Raw genomic sequence first — 10705 nt, 5'->3', positions numbered from 1 at the left:
GTCTTAAGAGTCGTTATTTCCTGAGTGCCATCTCAGCGATGAACCAGGAGTGTGCTGCTAGAACAACCAGAAGCATAATGGCAGTAAGAACGCGGTAAAAATGCCATTGACGATCATTGCAAGAATCGAATAAGCGCCGCACTTGGAACTAATTTCAAAAGCTTTAACCGTGCCAATGGCATGTGCGCTGAGCCCTAGGGCAAGGCCTTTTTCCTCGTCATTTGTAATATTAAAGCGTTTGAACACAAGCGGTGCAATGACTGCACCAAAAACGCCGGTAATCATCACAAAGCCAGCTGCTAAAGATGCGACCGCGCCAGTTTCTTCTGAAACCAGCACAGCAACCGCTGTGGTGGTTTCAGAAGAAACTGGCGCGGTCGCATCTTTAGCAGCTGGCTTTGTGATNAGTAACCGGGTATGCTAGAAAAGCGTTCTGATTTTCAAGGTCTTAAGAGTCGTTATTTCCTGAGTGCCATCTCAGCGATGAACCAGGAGTGTGCTGCTAGAACAACCAGAAGCATAATGGCAGTAAGATCGCGGTAAAAATGCCATTGACGATCATTGCAAGAATCGAATAAGCGCCGCACTTGGAACTAATTTCAAAAGCTTTAACCGTGCCAATGGCATGTGCGCTGAGCCCTAGGGCAAGGCCTTTTTCCTCGTCATTTGTAATATTAAAGCGTTTGAACACAAGCGGTGCAATGACTGCACCAAAAACGCCGGTAATCATCACAAAGCCAGCTGCTAAAGATGCGACCGCGCCAGTTTCTTCTGAAACCAGCACAGCAACCGCTGTGGTGACCGACTTGGTGAGCATGGCAAGAATTGACTCGTCACTTGCTTTGAACAAAAGTAAAACGCCTACCGCAAGCAATACCGTCAAAAAACCTCCCAAGCATATTAGGGCGATGAGAGTCTTTATTTTTGAACGCATATGGCGGCCTTCATAAAATAAGGGGATGGCTAAAGCAACAATTGAGGGCGCCAGGAACCAATGAATTATTTGTACTGATTCGAAGTAATCTTGATACGAAATATTCAGTGTTAAGAGCAGCGCGATCATGGTCCCTGAACCGAGGAGTACAGGTTGCAATAAAGGGTGAAGGCCTGACTTAAGGTAAATTCTTCTGACTGCCCAGTAAACGGCTGCTGTTGTTAATATCATAGACAGGTCAAAGAAGTAGGGGAGCTTAAATTCAGACATTAGTTCCACCGCTAAGACTCCTCAAGTTCTTGGCTTTTTTCTAGCTTTTCGATCAGCCAAGGCGTGGTCACTAGGGTAAAGATAACGCTGCTGGAAATTGCTATCAGAATCGCTAGCCATTCTTTTTTTATCAGGTGCCAGTGATCCATAATGCCAATACACGAAGGCATGATTAGCAAAGGAATCAGAATAGTCAGTACTTGGCTGGAGCGGTCTAAAGAGGCCCCTGTTTTGCCCCGTAATACACATATACCGGTCAATAACAGCAGGCCTAGAATCGCACCAGGTACCGGAATGTTAAACAGTTCAGTGACTAATGAAGCGAAGATGCTTATCGCACATAAAATTAGCAAACCAAAGATCATTAATATTTCCTGTGAGTTGGGGCGGCTATTTTACACATATTGGGTCATTAAATTTAAGTTTGTGTATCATGCAAAATAACGTTGCTTATAGAGATAGATATGAAACTCTTTTATTACTTCACCTTATCAATTCCAAGTTTACCCGACTATAATAGCGCCAAAACAATATTCAGGAGTTAAAACGAATGCCTAAAGCAAGTGAAATTAAGAAGAACGCTGCCGTTGAAATGAATGGTGAAGCTTATATTGTTCGCGATATCGAGCGCTCTGTTCCACAAGGCCGTGCAGGCGGAAGTTTGTATCGTATGCGTATGTACAATGTGGCGACAAACCATAAGATTGATGAAACTTTCAAAGACTCCGATATGCTGTCACTTGCAGATTTGGACCGCCGCCCGGTAACTTTTTCATATGCTGATGGTGATGAATACGTTTTTATGGATAGCGAAGACTACTCTTCATATAGTCTGGATAAAGAAAGCATCGCTGATGAGTTATTGTTTATGGCCGAAGATGCGCAAGGCTTGCTGGTTGTGATGGTAAACGAGGCTCCGGTTGCACTGGAGTTACCTAGTACTGTTGAGCTGGAAATTGTAGAAACTGACCCAGCTTTAAAAGGTGGCTCGGCTACCGCGCGTACCAAACCTGCAATCTTAACGACGGGTTTAACGGTACAAGTGCCAGAGCACATTTCTACTGGTGACCGTATTAAGATCAATGTTGAAGAGCGCAAGTTTACTGGGCGAGCAGAGTCTAAATAATTTTTTCGCGTCGGCGTTTGAGATAAAGCCTTTATGCCGATAGGTGAGGCAGGCAAGTAAAAATGCCTGCCTAAAATATTAAATAATTTGTTGAAAAATAGAAGCTTAGCGTCTTTACTTAATGTAAATATTTACATTGAGGGTGGTCATGGCTCGTACAAACTCAGCAGAATCAGTTCGGCAGCATGCGATAGAGAAGGCAAAGGCCGGTTTAGGTATTTCTAGTTGCCCTTATCCTAAAAAGTCTCCTTTTCAGGCTGTGTGGATAAAGGCATTTGTTCGTGAAGCACAATTAGACTGGATAAGTGCCGCCAGCTAAGGCTCGATCAGTAAGCTCGACTCCCAGTAGTGCCCCTTACCATGAAAGCGTTGGTAATATAAATCCGTATAATGTATCACTCGGGTGCCGTAGCCAGGTTCATGGATATAAACCCTGTCGTGGTCGTCATAACCATAGATCACAAGGTAGTGCCCGCTATAATACGGTCCGTATTGAAGCATGACAGGGCTGCCTTGACGTAGTTGAGACCTTATTTCAATCAGGCTTAATGTTCCGCTAACATAGCTATCTAAACCTCCCAAATCCCATAAGAGCCAACTGATGTCATCGATAGTCGGTGTGCTCTCTGTATCTAAATATACATACTGATAGTCTAATAAATCTTGTTGAGAGTAATAAAGTTGGTGGTGACGTAAGATGATTTCAGTTGCCCTTGCCCAACTGCTATCACTTTCTCTATAGGGTGTGGTCTCGATCTCCAGTATATAAGAACCTTGCTGGCTTGTGATATGGCAGCCGGAAATCAGCATTGTGATCGCTATCAGTACCGCCGCTTTGTTTATGCTTTTCATACATACTCCTGCTTGTTTATTAATATCTGTACATTGTGAAACAAGTAAGCTGAATGAAAGCTGAACCTGAGACTTGTGTTTTTTCCTGTCATCCCCGTGAGTTATAAGTTACTGTTAGCGGTATATTCAATGCATTAAATACCTTTCTCATGCCGCTTAAGATTAACGACTACGTCACTATTCCTGATGAAGAGCTTCAGCTCTCTGCTATTCGTTCTCAAGGTGCGGGTGGTCAGAATGTGAATAAAGTTTCGTCTGCCATTCACTTGCGCTTTGATATCAAAGCATCTTCGCTTTCGGATTTTTATAAAGAGCGGCTGCTAGGCCTTAAGGATAGCCGTATCAACAAAGAGGGCGTCTTAGTGATCAAGGCGCAGCAGTTTCGTACCCAAGAGAAGAATCGTGAAGATGCGCTGGCTCGTTTAGTGGCTTTAATTCAAGCAGCAACGGTTGTTCATAAAACCCGGCGGCCAACGAAACCTAGTCGAAACTCTCAGCGAAAGCGCATGGATAGTAAGACCAAACACAGTCGAACCAAGGCGCTTCGCGGTCGGGTTAGAGACTAAACCTATTTAAGTCTTAGTCAGGTTTCTATTTTATATTTCCAATATTCTGGAAGTATGGTTGTGGTGGAGGCAGTTTATCTATAAGCTCCCTATTATGGATATCGAAAATGCAGCAAAACAATTAGAAGCTTTGGGTAATGTTACTCGCCTTGAAATCTTTCGGACTCTGATCCAGGCGGGGCAGAGTGGTATGACAGTGGGCGACATACAGAAAAAGTTGGGTATACCTGCTTCAACCTTGTCACATCATATTTCCAAGCTGATGCAATGCGCTTTGCTTAGCCAGCAAAGGGAAAGTAGAAACTTATACTGCAAAGCGAACTTTGCCAACATGACAGAGTTAATGTCTTTTTTGATGAGAAATTGTTGCTCGGCGGATGAGAAGTCTAAGTCCTGTTTATAGGTGTGGTGAATCGATTGCCACAGCAAGGTGATTTTCTGGCGAATATTCATCAGGGTGCGCGTTGCGAAGCTGGAGAGGTTTCGCTCAGAGAGCAGTATATAATCGATACGATGCGCCCTTTCTTATTAAATGAAGGCATTGCTCTGGCTGGGCTCGACTTTATTGGTGGTTATATTACCGAGGTTAATATTACTAGCCCTTCAGCCATTCGGCAGATCAATACAGTAAGTGATCAGGAAATACAGAAAGTCTTGGTTGATGGCATTGAAGCTAGACTCAAGAATAAATTTGCTAAAGCTTGCTGTGACAGTTTCTACTCAAAAGCGAGTTGAATCTAGCCGGAATACAAAGACTGAATCACGGCTACAAGCTCTTTTTCGGTACTGAAGATAACGCCGTTTTGGTTCATGAAGGTGCTGTCTGCTTTATTCAGTTCTAGAACTTGTCCCTTATAATCACAAACAAATGCACCGGCTTCTGAACAGATACACGCGGTGGCAGCAAAATCCCAAAGGCTACCGCCGCCGTCTTCTTTTTTGGGCGGCTTAAAGTAGCATGCGGGTGGATTTTCTAAAGCCTGTATGGCGTTCATTACTGCACCGCAGTGATGAATTTCATTGATTTGAGTTAAGCCCTTATTTGTACGCCATTGGTCGATTGCTTTGTGTATATCAGGAAAGTCAGGCCTTTTTAGAAGGCTGCGATCACAGGGGAGCGTTAGCTGCTCAGTACGAAGTTCGTTTTCCGGGCGCCAGGCTTGGCCATTCAAATAGAGGCCTTGCTCTGTAATAGCCGAGTACATTCTGTCTTTTACCGGGTCATATACCACACCAATTAGAGATTTACCTGTTTTCGAAACCAGGGCGATTGATACAGAATAACCAGGTCTTGCTTGTGTAAAGGCTAGCGTTCCATCTATTGGGTCAATGCACCAAAAAGCTTCTTTTATCAGGCGTTGCTTGTCATCTTCTTGCTCCTCACTGAGTACTGCCAAGTTGTACTTTCTTACGCTGTCGTCCAAATGATCAAGAATTAGCTTCTCACAACGCAAGTCGACTTCGGTTAGTACTTGTGATGCTTCGCTTGAACCTGTCGATTTAGTTAGGATTTCAACTTTCTTATTGGCATAAGTCATTATGACAGCGCCTGCCAGTTGGGCTGCTTCTCGAGCGTATTGAGCGAGTTCCTTGAGATCAGTGGGGGAGAGTTTCATGCCTAACTCTCCTTAGCTTGATTTAGTTGCGAGATTACTTTGCGTGATTGCTGCTCACTGTAGGCGTTGACCTTCCAATGTTCAGGGCTCCAACCTTTAAGGAAGCGGTGAAAGTCGGCCCATGCCACTGAAAATAAAGGGCGCCAGGAGGCTTCAACCTTGCTAGGGTTTATATTGCTTTGGTGTTTGAGCAAAGCCTGTTTAAGTTGTTCAAAGTAGCTATCGAGTAGCTGATTTTCATAGCGCTGGCAGTCTTCTTCATGCAAACAGCTGCCAATAAAGTAGGCCAGATCTTTCATCCCGCAGCCTCCCCCTACGTATTGAAAGTCTACAGCTGCTACAGACTTGCCATCTTCAGAGAAGCAAAAGTTTGCCAACTTGGCGTCGCCATGTACGAAGGTTTGATAAGGGCTGCTTGCGAGTGCGAAGTCGATTCGTGAGGCAGCGCTCTTTAGTGCTTGATCTTCTAGTGCTTCAAGCTCATCAGGGCGAGTATCGAGGTGCCAATATGTCCCTGTTTTCCATAAAGAGTCGGGTGCGTGCCCCATAAATTTGGCATGGAAGTTAGCTAGCCAGCCCAAGCAAGTGTGCATGTCTGTAAGCTTTGCTGACTCTTTTACAATAGGAAAACCTTCGGCTGCAAGGTCTTCCATGATGATTAAAAACTCACCCTCAGAGCTTGCAGTGTCCAAGCACTTTGGGACTCTGCTAGATTCATCGCATAGTGCGCTAAAATCTCTATACCAGGCACACTCAACTTGATAGGAGTATATTTTTCGTTGATGAGAGCGCTGAGTATTCCAGCCTCTGGGGTGCTGACTTTTTTCAGGAAGCTTAACGTGTTTTACGATGACTTGGCTTGCCTGACAGCCTTCCAACTTGTACCGGCTAATTACTCCGTAACCACTCCATAAGCTTTGGATATCTTCAAGCTTAATAATAGAACGAGCCCTGGTCACGTTTAAAATTTGAGACGATAGCGAATGGCTCATGCTAGGTGGCGCCTATCATTCAAAGCAAATAGCCCCTTTCCTAATCGGTAAAGTACCCAAACGCCAACTGCCAACATAATAGGAACCCCAATGATTGCGCCAATAATGGTCACGATCAGAATCCAGGCAATGACTAAACCAACCAAGGCTTTCCAGAAAGTTGTGATTAACCAGTCAAAGTGGGAATACAAGAAGGTACCGTCGGCATCACCCCGCCAGATATAGCTCATAACCAATGCTATGATCGAAGGCCAGCCGGTAAGGAAAGCCGTCAGAATAAACGCTGGCGTTAACAGGCCACTTATAGCACTAAAAATATGTAAGGCATAAATAAGGTAGGTGATTTTAAGCAAGGATGCTGAAGGCTTACCAGGCATATCGGGGAACATTGAGTTTGCACCTTTATATTGACGGTTTTGGTGGAGTTGTAGCTAAGTAAACGATATGGCGAGAAGTATTTAATGGCAAGTTAATCATTAGAAAACAGTGTTTCAATGTTATTAGAGTCAACAACTCTTGGGCGGTTTCTGTTATTGTCGTGAAGCGCTTTTGCACTAATGACATTTAAGGCCAGGGCTATCTCTCATTCGATACGAAATTACGAACTGCTGCTCGTTGCGGTGACGCTTATTGCTGCTGCGGGATGGGTGTTCACCAAAAGCGCCCTGGCAGAGTTTTCACCTTACATCTTTTTAGCACTGAGGTTTTCATTAGCGGCGCTGGTGCTGGTTCTAATGTCCTGGCCGCAATTGGTGGTGCTTAAGCGGCATCAGTTTGTTAAGGGAATAGGTACGGGTATCCTGTTAGGTTGTGCATTGTTGCTTTGGGTCTTAGCGGTGGACCAAACCGATAATATCGGCGAAGGTGCTTTTATCGTGAGCTTGGCAGTCGTCTTCGTTCCGCTAATCGCGCGACTAATCTTTGGTACCAAGATCACCTTCTACCTTATTTGTGCGTTGATTCCCGCAGTTATTGGTTTGGCGCTTTTAGCATTACGGGCTGAGCCAGGAGGTGGTTTGGGCTTTGAATTTAAGGAATCCCATGCTTTCTTCTTTATGTCAACTTTGGGTTTTGCGCTGCATGTCATTTTGACGGGGCGTTATGCACAAGGTATCTCTTATATGGCTCTGACATCTTTACAGCTTGTCGCCATTGCAATCGTCGCGACAGTTGCCGCACTGCTAACTGAGAGTTGGCCAGCTGATTTATCCTATATGGCTTGGGTGTGGCTGTTGTGCAGCGCTTTTATCGCTACAAGTTTACGTTTCGCCTTGCAAACTAAAGCGCTAGCAAAACTGGACCCAAACAGTGCGGCCATGGTTTTTATTCTGGAGCCCGTGTGGACAGCAATCTTAGGCGCATATTTCTTAAGCGAAAGAATGACAAGCAATCAGCTGCTGGGTTGTGTGTTAATTTTTTGTGGGATACTGGTTTACCGCATACCCTTGTTACGAAGCTATTTCCGTCGCTATATAGAAGGTAGGAAGAAAGCGCCACTGAAAGAGGAGTCGCTTTAGTCTTTTGCTTCTTCCATGCTGGCGCGGCGCTCGATTAAATAATGATAGCGTGAATACTCTTTGTGGTGACGGGGAATATGTCTGACTCGATGCAGGTACTCGTCGACTTCTTTCAATAAGCTAGCATCCGCACTGCGTTTATATAGTCGTAGTAGTACTTGCGCCAAATTCAGGTTGAGCGAGATATGCCTTGGGGTGAGGGGAAGGGCGCGTCTTAGCTCCTCTGCTGCCTCTTTAACTTTTTTCTCTCCATAGAGTTTGATACCCATTTTATTAATTTTAGCTGCTCGCTGGCGGGTTTCACTGCCAATTCCCTTGTTGAGCTGCGAGTAAATATCTTCAACCAGTGCACTATCTTCTTTTGCCAGGTCAGCCGCGCGTTCCAGTAAATGTTCCGACTTGTCCTCTTCCCCCAGACTGCTTAGTGTTTGTGCTGCTAGTTTGAGGCTACTCGCAGAGAGGTCTTGAGCGTCATGACTTTCGCCTAGCAGGTCGTCAAGAGCTTGCTTGGCTTCGTCGATGTTGCCGATATTTGCATTGACATTGGCAGCGACTAATTTTGTATGCTCTTCGATATTCCCCTGATTAGCGAAGCGTTTGGCACTTTTATCAAGCAAGTCGAAGGCTTCCTTAACATGTGGGTTGGCATTGATATCGCCACCCTCTTGCTTGGCAACGTCTGCAAGGTAATTAACGAAATCGAAGCAGTTTTCTGGCCGGGCGTAGACAGACTGTTCACTGTGCTTCATTACGTTTTGATAGGCTTCGATTGCGCCCTTACTATCTTTATTTTCTGAGCATAGCTCTGCCAATTGCTTTTGTCTGTGCAGGGAGTTTGGAGACCGCGAGATAGCTTGTTCGACGGTTGCCTGGGCCTCTTTGGTTTTATCTTGTCTTTGCAGTACCTGCGCAAGAAGGTCCAAAGCTTCAACTTGCTCCGGGTCTTTGGTAATTATGGCCCGTAGTAGTTTTTCTGCATCCTCATAATGTTTACGCCGAATCATGATTCTTGCCAGCCCATATTCGGCCCAGGTAAAATCGTTTGCTTTAAGGATGCCTTCGTATAGCTCGCGTGCCTCGTCGATGTGTCCGATTTTACTTAGCAGCCAGGCTTTTGTCTTCATGCAGCGAAGTACGTAATTGCCTTTCTCGGCAATTTTCTCGTCACAATAGGCAATTGCTGAGTGATAGTCTCCATCATCTATAGCATTGTCAATTGCACTCATCGCTTCTTTCATTTTTAGCGCTTTGCTTAAGCGTTGTTTCAAATCATTGGGTGTGATCGGTTTTACCAGGTAGCCATCGGGTTCGTTCTCGACGGTGCCCATAACCTTACTGCGATCAACTTCGGCTGAAACAATAAAAAATAAGTCCGAGAACTTTAACAGTTTCTTGTAGCGTAGCTCCTCAAGTAACTCCTGGCCGTTTTTGCCTTTGCCTAAGTCATAGTTGCACAGCGTAACGTCGTAATTGACGTTCTGAAAACCTGAGACAACATTTTGTGCACTGCTTGCTGTGTCAACGAGCTTAAGGCCAAGTGACATCAGTGTCTTTTTGGTAGAAAAACGGAAGGAGTCTAGTTCATCGACGATGAGAAAGCGTTTCTTGGCAAATTCTTCCAGTGACATAAGGTTTTATATGAGTGTAGATTTATGAGCTCAAATATGAGCGGAGCATGCCGCTTGGTAGGCGGGTGTTTATTTGATTATAGGTTAACTTGAGCCATTGTCTTTTTTTATTGTGACTCTATTTTAATCTTGATAGCTTGCTGACAATCACTTCTAATCATATTCCGGCCAGCACTTTTAGCATCGTAAAGCAGGCCGTCGACTCGGTTTAGAAAGCTTTCTGCGGTGTCGCACTCTCTTAGTATGGATAAGCCACCTGAAATAGTGACACTTTCTATCGGGGTGCCACCTTTCTTCTTGGTGAGCTTTGTTTTTGCGACGTTTGCTTGAACCTGATGAGCGACTGAGCTGCCACCAGCTGCTTCGGTATTAGGGAGTATGATTGCGAACTCTTCGCCGCCATAACGGGCAACAAAGTCCCCGCCTTTCACGCTGCGCTTGATCGTCTCGGCGACAAAGCGTAGTACCCGGTCTCCAACAAGGTGTCCGTGCGCGTCGTTTACACGTTTAAAGAAATCAATATCCAGAAGAATTAAGGCTAAAGGGCTATTATCTAGCTGGGATTTTTTTATCGCAGTACTGAGCTGCTCATCAAAGCCTCTTCTGTTACCTACGCCTGTAAGGCTATCTTGGTAGACCTCTTCGCCCATTTTTTCTAGAGACTCCTGAAGGCTGTTAATCTCTGAACTTAGATGATAAACCTTGCTGAGCGCTTGGTGGTTTCGGGATCTGCACTTCTTTGTTTCTGCTAATAGAACCTGAATAATTGATTGAAGGGAGTTTACCTCGGGGTCATGAGTCAGGTCGTCTGCACAGGAATATAAAGCAGCGCTATAGGACTCCATGCCGCTATTCAGTTCGCTTAATTCGGATTGAAGTAAGGTGATCAAGGCTCTTATCGCTTGACGCATTTCACTAAGCTTTTGTTCAGGAATTTCAACGAAATATTCGTTGAACAAATGTTCACAAGTGCTCGCGGAAAAATCTCCGCCTTTGGATATACGTTTATCAATCGCTTTTTTTAGGTCGAGTTTTCTATCTGCATAATATTCGTACCAAACACTATAGACTTCAGGGGTGGCGGGAATAGACAGTTCATTTATTTTTGCAACAGCTAATCGCAGCCACTTGACGCTCTCGGATAACTCGACATTTTGTCGATTATTTGAGGGCGCGTCAGAATACTTGCTCATGGGTATACCTG

15 protein-coding genes are annotated in these 10705 nt (G+C 44.8%); 6 read left to right on the top strand and 9 right to left on the bottom strand.

Annotation, left to right across the window (positions count from 1 at the left end; translation table 11 throughout):
- Positions 1-57: 57 nt before the first annotated feature.
- The 3 genes from A3766_RS20950 to A3766_RS20940 all read right to left on the bottom strand — a co-directional run bounded on the left by A3766_RS20950 (position 58) and on the right by A3766_RS20940 (position 1569).
- Positions 58-405 (bottom strand): LrgB family protein, encoded by a 348-nt coding sequence (locus A3766_RS20950; protein WP_082907183.1) that lies wholly within the window; start codon positions 403-405, stop codon positions 58-60.
- Between the two features lie 97 nt (positions 406-502).
- Complete coding sequence (locus tag A3766_RS20945) at positions 503-1204, bottom strand: LrgB family protein (protein ID WP_068508010.1); 702 nt, start codon at positions 1202-1204, stop codon at positions 503-505.
- A gap of 11 nt (positions 1205-1215) precedes the next feature.
- Positions 1216-1569, bottom strand: a complete 354-nt coding sequence (locus tag A3766_RS20940) for a CidA/LrgA family protein (RefSeq protein ID WP_068514244.1) — start codon at positions 1567-1569, stop codon at positions 1216-1218.
- 185 nt (positions 1570-1754) lie between these two features.
- Here A3766_RS20940 and yeiP point away from each other — a divergent pair, with 185 nt between their 5' ends.
- On the top strand, positions 1755-2330 hold the full coding sequence (gene yeiP / locus A3766_RS20935) for an elongation factor P-like protein YeiP (protein WP_068514246.1): 576 nt from the start codon (positions 1755-1757) through the stop codon (positions 2328-2330).
- Positions 2331-2478: 148 nt separating this feature from the next.
- Entirely contained in the window at positions 2479-2649 is a 171-nt protein-coding gene (locus A3766_RS29805; RefSeq protein WP_156490659.1) for a hypothetical protein, read from the top strand.
- Here A3766_RS29805 and A3766_RS20930 read toward each other — a convergent pair.
- Positions 2646-3182, bottom strand: a complete 537-nt coding sequence (locus tag A3766_RS20930; protein ID WP_068514249.1) for a hypothetical protein — start codon at positions 3180-3182, stop codon at positions 2646-2648. The genes A3766_RS29805 and A3766_RS20930 overlap by 4 nt on opposite strands.
- Before the next feature lie 149 nt (positions 3183-3331).
- Between A3766_RS20930 and arfB the strand changes: the two genes are divergently transcribed.
- From arfB to A3766_RS20915, 3 genes are all read left to right on the top strand, one after another.
- The gene (arfB, locus tag A3766_RS20925; RefSeq protein ID WP_068514252.1) at positions 3332-3748 is read left to right on the top strand and encodes an alternative ribosome rescue aminoacyl-tRNA hydrolase ArfB; all 417 of its coding nucleotides are present in this window, start codon (positions 3332-3334) and stop codon (positions 3746-3748) included.
- A gap of 94 nt (positions 3749-3842) precedes the next feature.
- Complete coding sequence (locus A3766_RS20920; protein ID WP_068506631.1) at positions 3843-4151, top strand: helix-turn-helix transcriptional regulator; 309 nt, start codon at positions 3843-3845, stop codon at positions 4149-4151.
- Between the two features lie 2 nt (positions 4152-4153).
- Positions 4154-4483, top strand: a complete 330-nt coding sequence (locus A3766_RS20915) for a hypothetical protein (RefSeq protein ID WP_068506629.1) — start codon at positions 4154-4156, stop codon at positions 4481-4483.
- Positions 4484-4485: 2 nt separating this feature from the next.
- Here the strand turns inward: A3766_RS20915 and A3766_RS20910 are convergent, their stop codons facing one another.
- Genes A3766_RS20910 through A3766_RS20900 form a run of 3 tightly spaced genes read right to left on the bottom strand, consistent with a single transcriptional unit; the run spans position 4486 to position 6745 of the window.
- Complete coding sequence (locus A3766_RS20910; RefSeq protein WP_068514256.1) at positions 4486-5364, bottom strand: 3'(2'),5'-bisphosphate nucleotidase CysQ; 879 nt, start codon at positions 5362-5364, stop codon at positions 4486-4488.
- Between the two features lie 2 nt (positions 5365-5366).
- Positions 5367-6356: a phosphotransferase gene (locus A3766_RS20905; RefSeq protein ID WP_068514260.1), complete on the bottom strand. Its 990-nt coding sequence runs from the start codon at positions 6354-6356 to the stop codon at positions 5367-5369.
- Positions 6353-6745 carry a hypothetical protein gene (locus A3766_RS20900; protein ID WP_068514263.1) on the bottom strand — a complete coding sequence of 131 codons (393 nt, stop codon included), beginning with the start codon at positions 6743-6745 and terminating at the stop codon, positions 6353-6355. Before A3766_RS20900 ends, A3766_RS20905 begins: the two co-directional genes overlap by 4 nt.
- A 168-nt stretch (positions 6746-6913) precedes the next feature.
- Between A3766_RS20900 and A3766_RS20895 the strand changes: the two genes are divergently transcribed.
- Positions 6914-7873 carry a DMT family transporter gene (locus tag A3766_RS20895; protein ID WP_068514268.1) on the top strand — a complete coding sequence of 320 codons (960 nt, stop codon included), beginning with the start codon at positions 6914-6916 and terminating at the stop codon, positions 7871-7873.
- On the opposite strand, the gene A3766_RS20890 is transcribed toward A3766_RS20895, so the two are convergent.
- A complete protein-coding gene (locus A3766_RS20890) occupies positions 7870-9501 on the bottom strand; it encodes a tetratricopeptide repeat-containing response regulator (RefSeq protein WP_068642924.1) in 1632 nt (543 codons plus the stop codon). The genes A3766_RS20895 and A3766_RS20890 overlap by 4 nt on opposite strands.
- A gap of 107 nt (positions 9502-9608) precedes the next feature.
- A partial coding sequence (locus A3766_RS20885) for a GGDEF domain-containing protein (protein ID WP_068642923.1) occupies positions 9609-10705 on the bottom strand: 1097 nt, incomplete at its 5' end.

The sequence above is a fragment of the Oleiphilus sp. HI0132 genome (assembly GCF_001635845.1).
This window is presented reverse-complemented; position numbering and strand designations above follow the sequence as displayed.

Bases quoted from the DNA above. Each gene is read 5' to 3' on its own strand.
- A3766_RS20945 (WP_068508010.1), bottom strand. From the start codon at position 1,204: ATGTCTGAATTTAAGCTCCCCTACTTCTTTGACCTGTCTATGATATTA.
- A3766_RS20940 (WP_068514244.1), bottom strand. From the start codon at position 1,569: ATGATCTTTGGTTTGCTAATTTTATGTGCGATAAGCATCTTCGCTTCA.
- yeiP (WP_068514246.1), top strand. From the start codon at position 1,755: ATGCCTAAAGCAAGTGAAATTAAGAAGAACGCTGCCGTTGAAATGAAT.
- A3766_RS29805 (WP_156490659.1), top strand. From the start codon at position 2,479: ATGGCTCGTACAAACTCAGCAGAATCAGTTCGGCAGCATGCGATAGAG.
- A3766_RS20930 (WP_068514249.1), bottom strand. From the start codon at position 3,182: ATGAAAAGCATAAACAAAGCGGCGGTACTGATAGCGATCACAATGCTG.
- arfB (WP_068514252.1), top strand. From the start codon at position 3,332: ATGCCGCTTAAGATTAACGACTACGTCACTATTCCTGATGAAGAGCTT.
- A3766_RS20920 (WP_068506631.1), top strand. From the start codon at position 3,843: ATGGATATCGAAAATGCAGCAAAACAATTAGAAGCTTTGGGTAATGTT.
- A3766_RS20910 (WP_068514256.1), bottom strand. From the start codon at position 5,364: ATGAAACTCTCCCCCACTGATCTCAAGGAACTCGCTCAATACGCTCGA.
- A3766_RS20905 (WP_068514260.1), bottom strand. From the start codon at position 6,356: ATGAGCCATTCGCTATCGTCTCAAATTTTAAACGTGACCAGGGCTCGT.
- A3766_RS20900 (WP_068514263.1), bottom strand. From the start codon at position 6,745: ATGTTCCCCGATATGCCTGGTAAGCCTTCAGCATCCTTGCTTAAAATC.
- A3766_RS20895 (WP_068514268.1), top strand. From the start codon at position 6,914: ATGACATTTAAGGCCAGGGCTATCTCTCATTCGATACGAAATTACGAA.
- A3766_RS20890 (WP_068642924.1), bottom strand. From the start codon at position 9,501: ATGTCACTGGAAGAATTTGCCAAGAAACGCTTTCTCATCGTCGATGAA.